This is a genomic window from Actinospineispora eucalypti (assembly GCF_039543365.1).
GTDB classification, from domain to species: domain Bacteria; phylum Actinomycetota; class Actinomycetes; order Mycobacteriales; family Pseudonocardiaceae; genus Pseudonocardia; species Pseudonocardia eucalypti.
This window is the reverse complement of the sequence record NZ_BAABJP010000064.1, coordinates 117,869-137,773: the sequence shown is the minus strand read 5'-3', so window position 1 is coordinate 137,773 and position 19,905 is coordinate 117,869. Positions and strand designations below refer to the sequence as shown.

Sequence of the window (19,905 nt, the reverse complement as noted above, 5' to 3'; positions counted from 1 at the left end):
GCGCCACCGACCACACAACGGTGGCCGCGGCAACCACGAGGGCCTTGACGATCCGGCCCAACCAGCGCCGCGGGAGAGGCCTGTCCGGGCCGGCGACACCGGAATCACGCAGCGCCTTCAGGGTCTGCCGGGTGTGCCGGCCGTGGTTCCGGATCGTGCCGGTCACGTGCGCGCCGTGTTCGTGGGCGATGACCAGCGCACGCTGTGGCACGGTCAACCGGTTCCACCAGGTGTCCAGTACGTAGATCCGGCCATCCAGCGTGTAGGCGATCAGGTTGGCGGTGACGGCGGCGCCGATGCTCGCGCCGAGCAACTCGGCGAGAGCACCGGCCGAGATCAGTGACACGCTTGGTGGCGGGCCGCGCCGTGACCAGCCGTACTCCGCCGATTCGACGATCCGCGAAACGCTCACCGACCGCAACGCGATCCGGAGCGCCTTCTCCCAGCGCTTCTTCATCCGCCAGGCCAGGGCACCGTCGTGCGCGGCCCCGCCGGAGCCGTCGATGAGCCGGCCCAGCTGGGCGACGGTGTAGTTGATCTCGCTCACCAACGTGCGCAGGTGGATGGTTTCTTCGCCCAGCCGCCGTTCGAGCGCGTCCAGCAGGCGGAGCAGCCGGTGGAGCTCGGCGAGCTGGTCCTCGGTCCACCAAGGGGTCGGGATCGCCGCCACCCTGGCCCGGATCTCGGCGCTGGCCAGGGTGGCCTCGGCAACCGCCAGGGTGTCCGTGGCGGCCTGGGCCTTGGGGTCGACCTGCTGGTGGGGCGCGACCTGTTCGAGGGCTTCGGCCAGTTCGGCGAGTCGGTCGGCCCGGCGCAGCGCCTCGTCGCGGACCACCCGCGTCACCTCGATCGCCTCGGCCAGCCACGGGTCCGGGTTCTGCCGGGCCGCCCGAACCAGCTCGGCGTGGGTGACGCCGGCCTGGTGCGCCAGCTGCCGGGCGCCCTCGCGCAGACCGCGCAGCCGCTCCCACTTCTGGTTGGCGTCGCCGAAGGCGGCCGAGTCGCGGATCGCGCCGATGAACAGGTAGGTCCAGTCCTGGATGTCCTGGATGCGTCGCTGGCGGACCATGTCGTCCAACCCGAGCTCGTCCCAGTTGCGCCGGATCTCCCGCGCCTCGGCCAGCCACTCCAGCAACCGGGCGAAGATCGGCAGCCCGGAGCCGGCGAGCTCGGTCAGCTCCCCTCGGAGCGTCCCGCCGTTGGCCTCGATGCGGATGCCTTCGTCCTCCGGCCATTCGTAGCGCTCGCGCAGGGACCGGACCCGCTGCTCCAGGCCGAACCGTTCCCGAGCTTCCCGCAGTTCGGCCAGCAACGCGGACGGGTCCCCGCCGTCCGGGCCGGTGACGAGGTCGAACAGCCGGGCCAGCCAGTCGCCGGCGAGCGGTCCGGGCGCGTCGAGCCCCCGGACCTCGTCGACCGGCACGTAACCCTGCTCGAGCAGCCCACCGACGAACGGGTAGCTCATCTCGATGGCCTCGGTCAGCGCGTCTTCCCGAACGACGAGCAGCGGGCCACCGGGGGTGGGCACGACCACCGCGATCACCTTGGTCAGCGCCTCGCCCAACGCGGTGCCGAACAACTCGGCCAGCACACCGGTGTCCAGCACCCGAACCGTCGTGGGGTCGCCCGTCCAGTCGGTCAGCGCGGCGAGCTCGAGCTCGTTCAGCTCGCGGGTTCGGTCCAGCAGCTCGGTCAGGCCGGCGAGCGCGTCCGGGTTCCGGACCGGGGCGGAGGTGTTGTCGGCGGTACGAGAGCCGGTGGAAGGGCCGGTGAGCCGAGGCAGCGCCTCAGTCAGGAACCGCGTGACGTCCTCCGCCTCGGCGAACAACGTGATGCCGAAGCCGCCCCTGGTCACCACGCCGACCACGGCCCCGCTGGAGTTGATCACCGGCCCACCAGAGGCGCCCCGGTCCAGGTAGATCCGCAGGAAGGTGGTCGAACCGCCGTGCAGCACCGGGCCGTAGCTGATCAGCCAGTTGCCGGCGGAGTTCCCGGCCACCGCGACCTCGGTGTGCGCCTGCGCGTTGTCGCCGGCCACCGGCAGCGGCGCCGCCTCCAGGGTGGGCACCAGCAGCAGCACCAGGTCCAGGCCGTGCAGCGCGGGGCTCAGCTCGTCGGCGGCAACCAGTGCGACCACCGGCTCGCCGTTCACCCGCAGCGAGCTGAGCGGCCGCCCGGCCACCAAGTGCGCGGCGCTGAGCACCAGGCCGGGCCCGACCACCGCGCCGCTGCCGTCCAGCTCGCCGATCGTCACCCGCACCCCGCCGGCCCGTGCCGCCGCGACCGCCCGACCGGCGGCGCCGATGTCCGGGTGGCCGATGAACACGTTGACCAGCTCGTCCTGCCAGGCCACCACCGCCACCGTGCCCGATGCGCCGGGGGCACGGCGGACCCGTAGCTGATCGACTGCTTCGTCGGTTCCGGAGCGCCAGGCGTTGACCACGTCCCCGACCAGCACGTTCAGCTCCTCGGCGGCGATGAACATGGCGATCCGGCCCCGCCCGGTCATGCCGTGCGGGTGCACATGGGTACCGGCGAGCAGCAGCCCGGGGGCGGCCGGAAGCTCCAGCGCCAGCCGCCCGTTCCGCTCCGTCGGCACGAAACCGGCGGCCACCAGGGCGGCGAACGGCGAGCTGGCGGTGCCGCCGCGGACCTCCAGGTACGGGTGCAGCCGGATCGCGTCCGACACCTCCGCCGGCCAGGCGCCGAGCTCCCTCGCCAGCTCGGTGACCGTCGCCCGGTGGCCGGGCGCGGCGTGCAGGTGCTCACTGATCCGGGCGCCGAGCCGGATCATCCGCCACGCCCACTCCTGCCGCGGCGACCTGGCCCCCTCGGCGTACTCGACGGCCACCGCGGCGAGCCGGATCCGCCGGCCGCCGGGGATCAGGGTGAGGTCGTCGAACGCCGCTTGCAGCTCGTCGAGCGTGCCGGCGCGCTTCGCCGCCGTGGCGAGCGCGGCGCGTTCCCATCCGGTCAGCTCGGTGGGGGTCCCGTCGTGCAGGGTGGCCCGGACGTGCCCGACCTGCCCGGCGTCTGCGTCCAGCACCACGTCCAGCCGGTCGATCGGGTTGCCCGGCCACGCGGCCAGCAGCGCGGCGGTGTGCAGGTCGGTGGCGTAGTTGAGCAGCGCATCGGCCCAGGCCGGGTGCGCCGCGCCCAGCCCGGCGGTGATTCGCGCGCGGACCTCGTCGAACTCGCCGATCAGCTCGAGCAATGCCGCCGGGTTCCGCTCGGCCAGCGTGTGCAGCTCGGTGACCATCCGGACGGTGCGCAAGTCGCCGGGGTGCACGATCTGCTCTCGCACGGCGCGTTCGGCCAGCGTGGCCACCGCGTGCGCGTGGTCACCGAGGCCCTGCCAGCCGGCGAACACCGCTTCGACCAGCTCGTGCAGTACCCCGGCCGCGTCCCGCGCGTAGACGTGCAGCACGCCGTCCCGGTCGACGTGGTGGCCGCCGAGGACCGGCAGGCCGGTGACCGGGTGGGTGAGGTCGGCGTCCAGCCGGTGGAACGCCACCGTCGGCGGTGCCCGTGCCCGCGACGGATCCCAGTTGCCGCGCAGCACCGCCGCCGCGTCCAGCAGCCACTGCCGCAGCACCGTGACCACCTCGGGGTCCACCCCGGGCAGCCGCAACTGGCCGGCGCTCTGCTCCAGCTCGCCGGCCAGCCGGTCGCGCCCGGCCTGGTCCATGTCGCGGCCGGTGAGCCGGTGGGCGATTTCCTCGGCCGGCAACGCCGGACCGTGCGGCTTGCACAGCCCGCATTCGTCCGGACCCGGGTCGGCCGGCAGCAGCCCCTTCCGGGCGGCCTTGGCGCGGGCGATCTCGATGGCCTCGGCGAGCACCGCCGGCGGGCCGACCAGTGTGCCGTGCCGCTCGTTGCTGCCCTGGACGAGCCCGACCAGCTCGCCCGCCACAAACCCGGGGCTGCCGGAGTTGCCGCCGATGGTGAGCGCCCGCAGCACCCGACCCCGGTCGAAGGCCGCGCCGGTGGTGACCCACCGTTCGCCGCCGGGGTAGCCGGCAACCACCAGGTCCGCCCCGTCCGCGGGATCGGTGGTGGCCACCGCGGCGATCGTCGGTCCGTCACCGGGGCCGTAGAGGTTGTCCAGGTCATCCACGATCAGCAGCGCGAAGTCGAGGGTCCTGCCGTATCGGGCGGCCTCGCGGGCCAGCTCGGGGTGCCGGGTGAACTCGTCGAGCTCGACCCGCACCCAGCCGCGCACCGGGCGGGTGCCCCGGAGCAGCTCGCCGACCACGAGCCGTTGCGCGCCCCCGGCCACGTGGAGCACGGTGGCCACCTCGCGCGGGCCCACCCGCACACCGGTGCCCAGTCGGGTCCCGTCGGCACCCATGATCGCCACCGCTGAGCCGGTCGGCGCGCCCGTGGCGGGTTGCGCCGGGACCGGGTAGAGGTTGTCCAGCCAGTGCTGGCCGTCCGCGTCCTGCCAGGTGGTCAGCACCAGCCCGTCGGGGAAGGTGGCGGCCCACTCGGCAGGCAGCAGCACCCGCCAGCGCCACAGCTGTTCGGCCACCCGCTCGGGCGTCGGCTCGGCGTGCTGCCAGGCCAGCGCGACCAGCTCGAACAACGGCTCGCTCGGCGCCAGCCAGCTCCGGCTCTCCGGCGCGGCCCACCAGCTCGCCCGGCCGCGCATCTTGGTGACCGTCTCGTGCGTCGGCGGGCGCAGGTGCGGTTCGCCCCGGCTCCGGATGCCGAGGTTGCCCCGGGGACCGGGCAGCCGCAGCGCGGCGCCGTGCACCGAGTGGACCGAGGCGGTGAACCCGGTCGCCCAGATCACCGGCGGCAGTGCCCACAACCGGCCGTCGATCACACGCATCCAGGGGTGCCCTTGGGCGAGCGCGATCAGCCGCGCCCGGTCGAGATCCTGCCCCGGGAGTTTGCCCAACACGGCGTGCGGCGCGACTACCCGCTCCATCCGGCGCAGCACGGTCAGCACCTCGCGCGCCCGGCGGGCGTCCGGGGCAAACGGCCCTGTCCCGGCGAGCCCCGCCCCGGCCAGTGCGGCGGTTGCGTCATTGGCGTCGGTCCGTCCGGTCACGCCGGCCAGCGCCGCGCCGACCACCGCTCGGCGCACCGTCACGTCCGCGCCGTCCAGCAAGGCGAACACCTCGGCGTCGATCACCAGCCGGCCGGCCAGCACCACCACGACCAGGTCGGTAGGCGTGCTCTCGAAGTAGCTCCCGGCCTCCCACGCCAGCCAGTCGAGATAGCCGTCCAGCACGGTCAGGCCGGTCACCTCGGCCGGCAGCGTTGTATCGGCGGCGAGGCCCGCCCAGGCACGCAGCTCAGCCGGACCGAACTCGCGCGTCACCGGCGCGCCGGCGGCGGCCTCCTTGGCGGCGAACCCATGGTCGGTGCCCAGCGGCTCCCCTCCGAGCCGGACCGCCACCGGTGGCGCCGGCCTGAGCGCGAGCCGCAACCACCGGTCGACGGCGGCCGCCTCCCGGTCGAACGCCGAGGGCCACCGCCACCGCGAACCCGCCGGCCAGGGCCGGTCGAAGTCCGGTTCCCGCACCCGGTGCGCGTACGGCACACCGAGCCCCCCCGCGACCTGCGCGAACGTGCGCTGCCCCAGCTGCTTCGCCAGCTCCCGGCGGAGCGGCACCGCCGTCCCGTGCGACAGCGCCGGGTATACCCGCCCGGCCAGCGCCGTGGCGGCGGCAACCCCCACGCTCACACCGACGTGGTTGACCACAGCGGAGACGGTCGCGGCCAGGACGGCAAGCCGCCGGGCGTCCGGTCCGGCGGTACCGGCCAGAACCCGGGCCAGCTCGTCGATGGCATCGACGTGCAGCTCCAGCTCCAAACCGGACCCGCGCTCGACCACCCGCGCCAGCGGGTCGTGCGGCCGGTCCGATTCGCGGTGCGACAGTTCCGCCCGCTCGTGCAGCCCGCGCAGCCGGTCCGCGATCTCCCGGCCGCCGGCGATCCCACCGTCCCGCAGCGCGTGCCGCAGCAACCCGACGGCGTCCCGTACCGCCCGCCGGTCGGCCGGGGCCGGCACTCGCTCTTCGTCGTGGGTCGGCGCCCGGGTGGTCCGCCCACCGGACAGCGCCCGGATCGCCCACCGCGCCACGAGCAGCGCGGTCACCCCGAGGGCCAGGTACCCGCCGACCTCGAGCAGGGGCGCGAGGTGCATCCCGCCGAGTAGGCCGCCGTGGTCGCCTCCGCCGAACACGGGCAGCATTCCGCCCGCGCTCGCCCAGCGGCCGCCGCCCCGGTTGGGCCCGCCCACTCGCTCCGGCCGCCCATCACCGTCCGCGACGGTGACCCGCCACCGGCGGTCCGGGAGCCGGTTGTGCAGCCAGACCCGGCGGCCCTCGGCGACCAGGCGGCGCAGCTCGTCAGTGCTGACCACCCTGAGCTCGCCGGCGGGCGCGTACGCCTCGGTCCCTGCGTTGTCGGGTGGTGCGGGCGGACGGTAGCCGTCGGCCGGACGACGGTCGCCCGGGAACTCGTGGGCCGTGGTCCGCTGGGCGGCCGCCAGTTCGGTGGCCAGGGTGTGGGGGAGCTGGCCGGCTTCGACGACCTGGGCCACCCAGTCCAGCCGCTCGGTGACGAGCCGTTGCAGCTCCAGGTTCGGCAGCACCGCCAGCAGCCGCTCCCGCTGGGCCAGCAGCTGGGCGAACTGGGCCAGCACATCGGCTTCGGTGAGCCGCCCGAAGATCGCGGGGTACCGGCTCAGCGTCCATTCGAACGGGTTGACCTCGGTCAGCCGGTCGTGCAGGCCCTCGTCGAAGTCGATGTGGAAGACCCGTCCGTCGTCGGCGCGGACCAGGTTCACCCAGTGGAAGCCGTTCCAGTCGCCCAGCAGGGCGCCGACGGCGAACTGGGCCGCCAGCTGGTCGCGCAGCCCGGCGCTGTCCGCGGCGTCCAGGTCGGGGAATTCGCCGCCCAGGTGCTCGCCGATCTCGAGCAGCTCACCGGCGTGGATCCGCAGGCCGTTCTCGGTCTCGATGTTCTCGACCGCGATGGCCAGCCAGGTCCGGCTGCCGGGAACGCCGGTCACCCGGTAGGCGGCGCCGGTACTGACCGAGCGGATCAGCACGTCGTAGGTGTCGGGGTGCTTGGCCACCAGCGTCCGGCCACCCATCCTGATCTTCATGACCTTGGGCCGGCGGTCCGGCGTGGTCTTGCTGCGCATCAGCGGCCCGAGGTAGGTCAGGTCGCCCGCGCGCAGGCCGAGCACCGGAAGGCCGGCCCGGCGCGCGGCGCGCGCGGCGACCCTGGCGGCGCGGAACGCCGAGGCGAGGGGGTCGACGTCGAGGCTGTGCTCCGCGTCGGTGTGCCGGCCGTAGAACTGGCCGCCGGGCAGGTGGAAGTCAAGCTCGTGGACCAGCAGCTCGTACCACCAGTGCTCGTCCAGCAGGCCGGCGGCCATGTGCGCGGCGATCTCCTCGGCCATCGACCGCGAGATCACCACGGTGCCCCCGGGGCCGCGTTCCGCCCAGCCGAACGCGATCACCTCGGGCAGCTCACCGTCGAAGACCTCGACCCGTACCCCGGGCGGCCCACGCCCGGCCAGCGTCGGGAACAGCCGCTCCAGCGGGGTGAACGCCGTCTCCGGCGCGGCCCGCAACACCGACAACACCCGCCGCTCGCGCGTCGGGCTCGACTTCCCGTCCACCGGCACCGACCCACCGGCGCCACCGCTGTGCGGAGCCGCGACCGCGCCCGGCGTGGTCGGGCCGGCCGGGGCGGGGCTCGCCGGGTCGATGAGGATCACGGTGACGGTGAGGTCGTCCACGCCGCCGGCGAGGCGGGCCGCCTCGGTGAGCTGGGCGGCCGCCAGCTCGGGGTTGGTGAGGGCCTCGTCGGTGAGCACGCCGGCGAGGTTCTTGGGTTCGGGCAGGTAGCGCCACAGGCCGTCGGTGGCGAGCACCAGCAGGCCGGGGCCGGTGACCGGTGCGGAGAAGAACTCGGGGGTCGGCTGGTAGTCGGTGCCCAGCCAGTGGGTCATCACGCCGCCCTTGCTGATCGGGCCGGGGCGGGTGTGGTCGGCGGTCAGCTGGGTGCCCTTGGCGGGGTTGGCGCGCGGCAGGAAGTAGCCGCGCGCGGATCCGGCGCCGAGCAGGCTGATCGTGGTGTCGGTGACGTGCGCGGCGAGGTAAGCGGCGGCGCCGTGGTGGGCGTCGGGGTGGGCGCCCATGTGCGCGGTGGCGCGCCAGGTCAGCACCTCGGACACGGCTTTGGCGTGTGCGTCCCGAAGCGCCTGCTCCGGGGTGCGGCCCGGACGGTCGGTGCGGGTCAGCTCGGAGTGGAACGCCGCGAGCATGACCGAAACCATGTTGCGGGAGTCGGGGTAGGTGGACACGCCGTCGGCGATCGCCGCGATCCGGGCACCATCAGCCGTGGCCCCGGTGGTGCCACCGTCCTGGTTGAACCGGTTGCCCCGGCCGCGCTGGGTGGTGGTGGCCATGTCCGGGCGCAGGTTGATGTGGTCGGGGTTGCGTTGGCGGCCGGTGCTCGGGTCGGTGCGCGGGACCAGGGCCGAGGGCGGCAGCGGCGGGTGCGGCTCCTCCTCGAGCACCTGGGGGTGCGCGGTGTAGAGGTGCTTGGCGGCCTTGCGGGCGCGCTCCATCAACCGCCAGCCGCCGAAGGTGCGGAACACCTTGCTGTCCCAGGCGTACTCGCGGTCGACGTCGTGGCGGGCCACCGCGACGCGGGCGTTCTCCAACGCGTCCTCGGGGGAGGGGTCGCCCCGGTGCAGGGCGCGGCGGACGGCGTTCCACGCGCGCAGCACGGCCGGACCGTCGCGGCGTTGACGGCTCAGCACCCGGCGGGCGGCGTTGAGCTCGCCGCGGATCTCGCGCAGCCAGTACTCGGCGGTGGGCGGCATCGGGTCCGCGCCGGGCGCGTGGCGCAGGGCGCGGTCGGTCGCGCGCATGGTCTTCTCGACCTGGTGCGGGTAGGCGTCCACGGCTTCCAACGCCTCGTCGGCACGCTTGCGGGCCTCGGCCTGCCCGGCGTAGGCGGCGACCTGGGCGGCGCGAGCGGTGTGCAGCAGCGCGTCGGCCCGGTCGTCCAGACCGAGCTGCCTGAGCAGGACGGCGTTGCGGCGCGCCCTCAAGTACTGGCGATCGGCGTCCCGCACCGTGCCCAGCTGCCGGGCCAGCAGGCGGCGCTGCCGGCCGGGCACCATCTCGTGCCGCCAGGCGAACTTGAAGGCGGCACGCATCCGGACGGCGAACCGCACCGGCGCGGCGGGACGGTCGGCCGGCAGCGGCCAGCTCAACCGCCCCTCGGAGTAGCGCGCCGAGTAGCGCGCCCGGCGCCACTGGGTGCCGATGTCGTCGACCCAGCCGTCGCGCCAGTGCCGGACCGCCAGGTCGCCGTCGCGCAGAACGTCCAGCAGCGTCCGGTACGCATCGCGGACCGCCGGGTCGGTCTTGGCCTGGTCCGGGGTGAGCGCCGGGTCGGTCAGCCAGCGGAGCGAAACGCCCAGCCGGTTGGCCAGCAGGCTCGGGTTGGCGCGCAACGCGAACCGCAGCCGGGGGTCGGCGCGGCGCCACAGGTCCGCCAGCTCGGCACTGGCCCGGTAGCCCTCGGTCGCGTTCCCGGTCACCGCGCCGACCTCGCGCAACGCCTCCAGGGTCTGCTCCCACCCGGTTCCGCTGTAGTCGATGGCCAGGCGGTCCGGGGTCACCGGCATGCGGCGGCCGGCGACGAGCAAAAGCCGTTCCAGCGGTGTGGTGGGCGACAGGTGCAGGGTGCCCGACGAGATCGCGTCGGACATCACCTTCTCCCAGCGCTGGCGCACCCAGTCCCGGTTGTCGTCGTGCAGCTGGGCCTCGGAGGTCAGGAGCGCGGCCGAGCGCAGCAGCCCCATGCTCAGCGCCAGCTCGTTCAGCTGCTTGCGGCGTGCCTCGGTGGCGTCCGAGCGGCCCGCGTCGATCCCGCGCCGCTCGGACGCCGCGCCGCCGCTGGCGCTGTCCTCGCGTTGCCCGGCCAGCTCGGCGATTGCGGCCAGCGGGTCACCAGGGACCTTGCGCTCGCGGCGCAGCTCGCTCTCCAGGTCGCGCAGCTCGGCCTTGGCCCGCAGCCAGTTCCGGTTGTGGCGGTGGTCCGGGTCGGTCAGGCGGTAGTGGCGCTCGATGGCTTCCAGGAACGCCCGGCGCGGCCCGTTCAGATACTGCTTGCGCCGCTGGATCCGGTCGGCCAGCTCGCCGTCCTTCCCGATCAACCGGTCGCGCCAGAACCGGCTGCCCCGCTCCGGCGCCGGCTTCCCCGCGTCCAGGAAGGCCTGGCGCGCCTGCAGCCACAGTGCCCGGCCGAGCGTCCGCTGGAAGTCGACCACCTTGGCGTCGTCCTCCTTGCCGTCGTTCTGCAGGGCAGCCGCGGCCCGCCTCAGCGCGCCCGGGTCCGCGGCCAGGATCGCCGGCACCAGCTTGGCCACGCGCACGTGGTGCGCCCGCCGCTCCTTCGCGGCCTCGCGCTCCCTGTCCCGGGCCGCGGCGAGCTTGCTGGGCAGCGCACCCCATTGGTCGAGGTAGGCGGGGATCTCCGCCGACATGCGCTGCCACAGCCGCTCGGCGAGGTCGTTGGCGAGCTGTTCCCGGTCCGACGCCGACGCGCCGGGCGCCATCTCGGGCAGCCCGAACTCGGTCAACAGCGCGTTCAGGTCGTTGTGGTAATCCGTGACCCGTTGCGGGAGGCCCTCGCGCTCCGGGGAGCGCAGCTTGCGGGAGCTCTTGTAGCCCAGGTAGTCGTGCAGGTGCTCGTCACGGTCCCGCATCCGCCCCGTCACCCACACGACCCCGACGACCAGCGCGTACGCCACCGCGATGCTGACCGGACCGTGCATCCGGGTGATCACGAAGGTGGCCAGCGCGGCCAGCGCGGGATCGGCCGCCTTGCGCGCCAGCAACCGGTTGTCGACCCGGGAGAAGCCCAGGTAGTCCAGCAGCGCCTGGCCCAGGTCGCGCTGCTTGTCGCCGGCATCCGCGGGTGCGCCAGGGGCGGCGGCCTTCTTCGCCGCTTCGGCCTGCTGGCGCTTGATCCGGGGCACCATGATGCGCGCGATCCGGTGGTTGACGTACTCCGCCACCACCGTCGGGGCCACGCCCACCAGCAGCGCCACCGTCAGCGCACCCAGCCAGCCGCTGATCACCGCGAAGTGGGTCAACAGCAGCCAGCTCAGAACGCCGCCGAGCGACCTGGTCACCCCGCCGGTGATCGACTTGAACACCCGGGTCCGGCCGGTCTCCTTCTGCTGCGCGAAGTTGCTGGCGAACGTGACCACACCCGGCGCGGCCGCCAGCACCAGACCCAACCAAGTCGGCACCTGGCCGGCCCCGAGGGTCAGCAGCAACAACCCGCCGGTGGTGGTGATCACGAACGCGGCCACCGTGGACACCCACGCGGCCAGCCTCGGCTTGGTCTGCCAGCCGGACAGCTTGTTGGCGAAGTTGCGGCGCAGCACGTAGCGCTGCACCAACATCGCCACGACCGACGCGCCCAGCACCGTGTGCACCGCGCCGTATCCGGGCAGCTGGGCCGCCGGGGTCCAGATGTGGTCGTGGTACAGGTCCCACAACGTGTTCAGCAGGTCCAGCGCGGTCGGGCCGAGCAGGCCCAGGACGACCCCACCGGCCAGCAGAGCGGCGGCCCGCCTGGCGCCGGAACGCACCGCGCCGACGAGCGCCCGCAGCGGCGGTCCCCGGGTCTGCCGCGGCGTCCACAGCCCCCTCGCGGCCGCCACCAGCCCGGCCGCCGCCAGCACCGCCCCGATGACCGGACCGCCGGCCGTCACGAGCACCGGCAGCAGCTCCGCGCCCGCCCACAGCCAGGCGCCGGCACCGATCGCCAGCCCGGCCAGCGCGGTCAGCCGCCGCCGGGTGGACGGGCTCACCGGCACGTCCAGGCCCAGCCGGGCCACCGCGCGGGCCCAGCGCCCGGCCCAACCCCGGCCCTCCGCCGCCCGGTCGAGCACCCGCCGCGCCCGCTCCGGCGAGACCCGGGTGCCCGTGAGGTCGGCTTCCGACTTGGTCCTGGCCTCGGTCAGCGCATCCCGCGTCGTCTGCACCATCAGCCCGATGCCGTCGCGGAGATCCTGGCCCGGGTTCTTGACCCGGTTCAGCCGCTTCTGCTGCCGTTCGCCGGCGACCACCTGCGCGTGCAGCCGGGCCAGCGTCCAGCGCCGCGCGCTCAGCATCCGGGCCGCGCGCCAACGGTCCGGCAGAGCGAGCACCTGGTCGCGGACCCAGCGCAGGGCGGCAAGGATCCGGTCGCGCAGTGCGCGCAGCCGCTCGCCGATCCGGTCGCGTAGCGAGCGCAGCCGCTCGCCGGCCGCCTTGCGCAGCGTCGGCGCGTCGGTCGGCAGGGCCTCGATCTGCTGGCGGGCCAGGTCGGTCAGCCGGGCCACCACGCCGGGCCGGACGCCGTTGTTGATTGCGGCTTCGGCCGCCTCGCGGACCAGCCGGTCGAACGTGTCGCGCGCGTCGGCGGTGTCCTTCAGCGCCTTCGCCAGCGGCTTGCGCGCGGTGCCCACCTTCCCGATCAGCGTGCCCACCGTGTTCCCGGTGGTGTCGAGCAGCGTCCGGCGGGTCACGCCCGGGTTGGCCACCAGCCCGGCCAGCTCGCTGGGCAGCGTCGCCTCCCCGGCCATGGCCGGGTTCTCCAGCCGGGCGCGAACCCGCTCGACGGGCAGCCGCAGCGCCTTGGCGAGGTCGCCGGCGATCTGGTCCTCCGTGCGGTGCTGGGCGCGCAGCGGCTCGGCCAGCGCGGGCACCCAGTCGGCGCGGCCGGTCAGCGGCCCCTCGTACGAGGCGACGTCGGCGCGCACGGTCGCCTCGTGCCCCTCGGCCAGGGTCAGCGGCTCGCGCGCGGCCTCCACCGCGTTGCGCAGGGTCTCGGCGTTCTGCCGCCGGTTCGGCCACCAGAACGCGGCGGCGGCCAGCGCGCCCGGCTCGGCGTGCATGCCGTGCTTGGCCAGGATGAGCACGCCGACCAGCAGCACCAGCGCACCGGCCGCACGACCCAGGATCCGGCCGATCTGCTTGCGGTCCAGCCGGGTGATCCTGGCTATCCGGCGCTCGGAGAGCCCGTCGTCGCGGGCCGACCGCACAGCCGTGTCCAGACCCGCGTCCGCCCCGCCCAGCGCACGCGTGGCGTCCCGGACCTGGTTGTTCGCCTCGGTCAGCTTGGTCGACGCGGCGGTGGTCGCGTCGGTGAGCCGCTTGAACCGCTGGTCGAACGAGCCGGTCGCCGCGCCCAGCCCGGCGTCCTCCGGCGACACCCTCGGGTCGTCGGCGAACAGGGCGACCTCGTCGGGATGGATGTCCAGCGCATCGGCCACCCGCGTGGCGCGCTTCTTGGCCTTGCGGGTGTTCTTGAGCGTGGAGCCGGGGCCGCTGTACAGCCAGCGCAGGCCGGCGCGCGCCACCGCGGCCAGCTCGGCGTCGGCGTCCGCCTGCCGCTGCCGGGCCTGGGTCAGGTCGCCCCTGGCCTTCGCGCGCGCCTCAGCGGCCCTGGCGTTCGCCGCTCGCAGGTCACGGGCCGCCTTGGCACGCGCCGCGCGCAGCTCCCGCGCCGTCGTCCAGCCCTGGCCCAGGTTGCGGGCCCCCGCCGCGAAGCGCTGGCCCAGCTTGCGGAACCAGTTGCCGATCGCCGCCCGGCCCGGCACCCAGCCGCGGAACCAGTCGCCGATGGCTGCCCGGCTCGGCATCCAGCCGCGGAACCAGTTGCCGATCGCGGTGCGGTGGCGGATGGCCAGGATGCCCAGCCCCAGGGTCAGCGCACCGAGGGCGAGGACGCCGATCACGGTCCAGGACAGCCAGTCGATCGACGGACCCGGCGTGGCCGGGTTCGGGGTCGTCGTCGGACCGGTCGTCGCCGGCGGTGTGGTCGGCGGTGTAGTCGGCGTGGTGGTCGGCGGGGTCGTCGGGTTCTGGGTACCGGGCTTGTCCGGCTTATCGGGCTTGTCCGGTTTGTCGGGCTTGTCTGGTTTGTCGGGCTTGTCTGGTTTGTCGGGCTTGGTCGTGATGGTGAAGGTGTCGCGGCCGTCGATGTGGTCGCGGCTCTCCACCGTGGTGAACCGGTTGCCCTGCTGGCCGGCCAGCTTGTCCGGGTCGACGCCGACCCGGGTGGCGATGACGTCGAACATGTCGCCGTGCTGGACCCGCCACTTGCCGTCCCAGTTGCCCGGGACGTTGAGCGGCTTGCCGTCGATGATCAGGTTCGGGTTGGTGATGCCGGGGTTGGCGTCCAGCCAGTCCTGAACCGTGGTGTTGGTGGCGCGGGCGAGCCGGGTCAGGTTGTCGATCGACTGGACCTCGAACTTCCAGTACGAGGCCGGCTTGGTTTCGGCGTGCGCGCCCGGTACCTGGGGCGCGCTGATCCCCGTCGTGGAGCCGAGGTGCGACTCGGCCGCCTGCGCCGGCTGGTTGGGCGAGCTGGTGAAGAGCGCCAGTCCGATGCCCGCCACCGCCATCGTCTTGACCACCCAACCGACCGACCCACGCGACGGCCGCGGCTGGCCGATCCGGCCGAGGGCCATCGAGGTCGCGGCCGAGACCGCCACCGCCGTGGTCACCGCCACCGCGCCGGGCACGGCGAGGACCCCAAGCGCCACCCCGGCCGCGAGTACCGGCACCACGAGGTAGCCGTTCGGCCCGGCCGGCCCGTCGGGACGGGTGGCCAGCGCGCGCAGGGTCAGGCCGATCAGTGCGCCCGTCGCGGCAACGACCGCCACGGGCACGCTCAGCAGCGCGGTCGCGCCACCGGCGATGAGCACGGTCGGCAGGTTCGCCGCCGCCGTGAGCAGGACGGTCCGCACCGGTGGGCCGCGGGGCTGGTGGGGGGTCCACCTCGGGCGCAGCGCCGCCGTGACCAGGGCCGCCGCGAGGAGACCGGGAACGAGCACGGGCGCGGCCAGTGGCAGGCCGGCGAGCGCCAGTCCGCCACCGGCCGCGGCCGCCGTCGCACCGGTGAACGCCGCGGCGGCCGGCCAGATCCGACGCGGCCCGTCCGACCTGCCCTTGCCGCCGCGCTTCGCCGCCTTGCCGGTATCGCCGGTGGCGGGGGTTTCCGGCTTCGGGTCGCCGTGCCGCTCGCGGACCCGGGCGTCCAGCAGCATCAGCGCGGTGGTCTGCCAGGTGGGGCGGGCGATCGGGATTCCGACCGGATCCACCCCGGCGAACGCGGCCAGGGTGGCGAGGCCCGCCGTGTTGGGCAGGTCCAGGCCCCGGGCCAGGATGGCCGTCCGCGTCACGCCGGCGGCCGCGCGCAGCCGGTCCAGCAGCTCGCGGGTGATCGGCTCGTCGGCGGCGGGGACCGGTTCGCCGGCGGCCAGCGCGAGCGCGGTGGCCAGCTCCCGGTGACCCCACTCGTCGGCGGCGGCCAGGTTGACCCGGTGCGCGAGCTCCTCGCCGACCGGGCCCACCCACTCCGGCTTCTCCCGCGCCGCGATCAGCCGGCCCAGCGCCCGGATCTGGCCCCGCGACAGCCCGATGGCGCGGAGATGGTCGCGGTGGTTGGCGACGAGCTCGGCCAGCCTGGTGACCGAGGTGATCCCCGCGCCGACCAGCCGCTGGTAGACCGCCTCGGGCAGGTCCAGCTCCTCGATGCGGTCCGCCCGGTTCCAGAACAGCGCCCGCTCCACCGGATGCGCCTGCTCCTCGAGCGCGCGCAGCCGCTCGCGCATCTGGAACAGGGTCCCGGTCCCGGCCTGGGCGCGGGCGTCCCGCTCGGTGCGCACGCCCCGGCCGGTCTCGGTGCGCCAGGCCAGCTGGTCCACCCGGCTGATGCGGGTGAGCTTCTCGGCAATCACGCCCAGGAACCAGTCCACCTCGTGCGCCTCGACGTGGCCGGGGCCGATGAAGTTGAGCTGGGCGGCGATCTGGTTGCGGGTGTCGCCCCGGGTCCAGCCGAGGAGTACGACCAGCTCCCTCGGGCTCAGGCTGGCCAGCCGCAGCCACTCCGCCGGGGTCTTGTGAGTGACGGGCGGGGCGTCGGGGGCGAAGGGCAGCTCCTGTGCCGCCGCCAGCAGGGCAGCCAGGGTGCCGGCGTCCATGCCTTGCCGGGTGACCAGGTCGTCGGGGTCCATGCCCAGCCGCTCGGCCAGCCCCGCGACGTCCAGCGCCACCGGCGGGGTGATCGGGGCCCCGAGCTTGCCGACGTTCTCCAGCAGCTCCTCGGGCGTCATCTCCAGCCGGTCGGCCATCTCGGCGAGATCCCGCCACGGCTGCCTGGCCAGATCGAACGGGTTGACGCCCAGCATGAGAGCCAGCTCGTCGACGTCCATGCCGAGCACGCGGGCCAGCCGGACGGCGTTCACCTTCGGCCTGCTGAGCAACTCGCTGATCTTGGCGGCCAGCTGCTCGGCGTCCAGCTGCACCCGGCCGGTCGTCGTGACGGCGTCGGTGCCGAGTGCGGCGGCCAGCTCCTCGGGGTCGACGCCCAGCTTGGCGGCCAGCCAGCCCAGGTCCAGCCGCATCCGCTCGACCAGCTGGTTGGTCTGGTCGAACCCCTTGCCGGCCTGGGTCATGGCGGCGCGCAGCTCGCGGAGCTGCTCCAGGGTGTAGTACTTCGGCCGCAGCTCGCGGGCGGTGGCCGGGATCAGCGCGGCCACCCGGGCGGCGGCCCGGCCGTCGGCGGCGTTGGTCGGCTGTTCCACCGGGCGGGTGACCAGCTTGCGCAGCCGCTGGTTCTGCTCGTCGGTCAGCCACGGCACGTTGCGCCCGGCCCGGGCCATGGCCAGCGCGTGCAGGTCCAGGTTGACGAGGTTGGTCGTGGTCAGTGTCGGCACGGTGCGCGCCGGCCCGGGAGCATCGCGGCCCTTCTCGGCGTCCTTACCGGCCTCTCCGTCGGTCTTGCCGTCCTTGCCGGTCTTGGCGTTCGAGCTGCTCTGCCGGTTGTCCTCCAGCAGCAGGTTGAGCAGCTCGGCGTCCTCGCCGGTCATCGGCGTCGGCGTCTCGGTCCGGCGCTTGGTGCCGCCGGAAATGTCGATCTTCGGCGCGGCGGGCTCATCGATCACCCGCACGTTGTCCATGTCGGTGCGGCGTAGCGGCTCGTCCTTGAGCGAGCGCAGCACCCAGGTGACGCCGTTCTGGCCCTGGCGCCCGGAACGGGCACGGCCCTGGTCCTCGTTGCGGGCGATGGGGTCCGAGCCGAGCTGGATGGTGTGCAGCCCGCCGCCGGCGACGTCGAGCTCCTTCTGTATCTGCCGGACCTTGTCCTGGGCCTCCGCCAGCAGCCCGGCACGGGCCTCGTCGTACTCCTTGGTGCCCTCGCGGAGGTCGGGCCGCTCCTTGAGCAGCTGGGGCATCAGCTCCTCGTCGACGATCTGTTCCGCGACCCGTTCGGGGTCACCGCCGAGCTTGGGGTCCTGGCCGCGCAACCGCAGGCTGGTCACCACGATCGCGCCGCGCCTCGCGGCGTTGGCGATGATCTCCGGCCCGTTGTGGAAGAAGTCCTTCGCGGTCACCAACTCGACGTCGTGGCCGCGGTCGCGCAAGATCTGCGCGAAGTCAATGGCCTGCTGGTCGGTCTGTGCCCCGACCAGCACCGGGTAGCTGTCACCGTCCCCGGACGGGACATGGTCGGGGTTCTCGAGCATCTTCAGGTAGTCGTCGCTGCTGATCTCGCCGTTGTGCGCCCGCTCGACGAGCTCCACGGCGAAGGCGTCGCGCTCTTCGGGAGTCTTGAAGCTGGCCTCGAAGTCCTTGGCGTTGCGAGCGTGCTCCGGCGGGACGTACACAACGTCCTTGCCCTGCTCCTTGAACCGGGTCGCGGCGAAGGCGTCGATGGTGCCGGTGGACCCGGCCGTCCAGGAGCCTTCTTCGAGCTCCTTGAGGGTCAGCGTGTCGATGGTCCTGGTGGGTCGCCCGACGCCCAACCCGCCGCGGGTGGCGTACTCCAGGGCTTCCATGCGGCCGCCATCGAGGCGGTGCAGCAGCCGTGGCTCACCGGTGGCCCGGTCGATCAGGAAGACGCCCCACTCGGACTGCCCGTCCGCGGTGAGGATCTCGTCGACGAACTGTTCGTTCTTGATGAACCGCTGGTATCGGGGGTCGGCGAACAAGGCGGCCTCGACCCAGCCCCGCATCGCCGGGTCGGCCTCGACGTCCAGACCGGCCTTGCGCAGCCTGATGATCCCGGCCTCGGTCAGCTCGGTGTGTTGGCCCTCAATCCGGAAGTCCCCGCCCAGGGCCTCGTCGGTGACCGGGCGCAGCTTCGCTTCCTCGATGGCCTCCTCGGCCAGGCGCAGCTCGCGCACCGGCTCCTCGTCGCCGGTGGGGCGGGCCAGCCGCTCGCGGTCCCCGGCCCGGTCGACGCCGGTGAGGTCCCACTCGGCGTGCACGATTCCGTCCGGCTGCCGCCAGCCTTCCGGCTGGCCGTTGCGGGCGTTCAGCTTGGCGAAACCGGCGACATGCTTGGCGGAGGTCAGGACCTGGGCGCCCGCGACCTTTTCCGCCAGGGTCCGAGGAGACATGCCGTCGAGCAGGAGCTCGGACTTCACCCCGAAGAAGTCGGACAGCTTCTGGAGGCCGCGGAACGACTGACTGGCCAGCGCCTCGCCGGGGTTGGTGATGAGGACCTTCTCGCCGAACAACACCGCGGGCAGGATGGCGGCCAGGTCGTCGGCCCATGTCTTACCCTCACCGCTGCGCAGCTCGCCGGCCGCGTGGCGTTCCCCAGCCATGGCGACGACCAGCATGTGCTGGCCATCGGTGAGCCGCTGACCCGGCTGGAGCAGCTCCACCGCGCGCAGCGCGTAGGAGCCCAGGCCCGACCCCTTGGCGACCGCCTCGTCGCGGGAGATCAAACCGGCGTCCCACAGCTCGCGCAGCTCGTTGACCGCGGCTCTGAACTCGGCGTCGGTGGTGATGCTGTCTTCGAGCGCCTTGGCCATCGCGGCGACACGATCGCCGAACTCATGCCTGGTCTGGGCCCACTGTTCGGGCCGGTCCAGGGCTACGACCTCGTAGATCCCAGGTGCGATCTCCTTCGCGCGCTCGCCCGGCGAGCGCCTGATCGGCTTGCCGTGCTCCGCGCCGACGAACTCGCCGACGTGATCGGCCATGTTCGGCGCGTTCGGGTTCTTGCCGGCGCCGATCTCGGTAAAGCCCTTGGTGCCCTTCGGGGCCTTGCCCGTGGTCTTGCCGCCGCCCTTGAGGAACTCGGCCTTCCCGGTCTCCGGGTTGTGCCACGCGGCCATCACGTGGCCGCCGTTCTCGCGGGTCCCCCCGATCCATACGACGAACTTGGTGCCGGGTGCCGAATTCTCGATCCGCTGCTTGACCTCGGAGCGGTTGGCGAGGTCGGTGTAGCCGTCGAGCTCGTTGTCGACGTATTCCTGCAGCCTGGAGGTCTCGTGGTCCTCAGGCTCCGCCTTGCGCACCTTGCTCGTGTCGACGTTCCGCGGGTCGGTCTCCTTCACCTGTGCGCAGGTGACCGGACCGCAGTTGTCATCCGGACCGAAGGGGTCCTTCTTGGTGCCGCCGGACTCCTCGTCCGGACGGTTAACAGGTGTTTCCTTGCTGCCTGCTCCTGGCTGGGCCTCCTTGGCCGTGGGGTTGGACGGGTCGGTGCTCGTTCCTGGCTGGGTCTCCTTCGTCGAAGGCGTGGGGGTGGTGGTCCTGTCGCCCGGGGGTCCGTGCTTGGGGGCGTTCACCAGGGGGTCTACTGGGTCGACTTCGCTCGTGCTGGGCTTCTTGGAGGTACCGGACGGTTGGCCGATGCCGTGCTGGCCACCCGGGTTGTCGACGGCCACCGTGCCGCCGTCGCCGCCGGAGCCACCGCCGCCGCTGACGCGCTGGCCGCCCGGGTTGCTCGGGTTGCTCGGGACCGCCGGGTCGGGGCTCGGACCGCTCGGCAGGTCGCCGCCGCCGTCGCCGGTCGACCGGACCTTCCCGGTGCCGGAGGAACCGGAGCTCGAGCCGGCGG

Annotated in this window: 1 protein-coding gene (running past one end of the window); it reads right to left on the bottom strand. The window is 73.8% G+C overall.

What is annotated here, in order from left to right; all coding sequences use genetic code 11:
- Positions 1-19,905: part of a preprotein translocase subunit SecA coding region (locus tag ABEB12_RS39730; protein ID WP_345703549.1), annotated on the bottom strand (this coding region is incomplete at its 3' end). The annotated region continues 15,157 nt past the right edge of the window; the window shows 19,905 of its 35,062 annotated nt.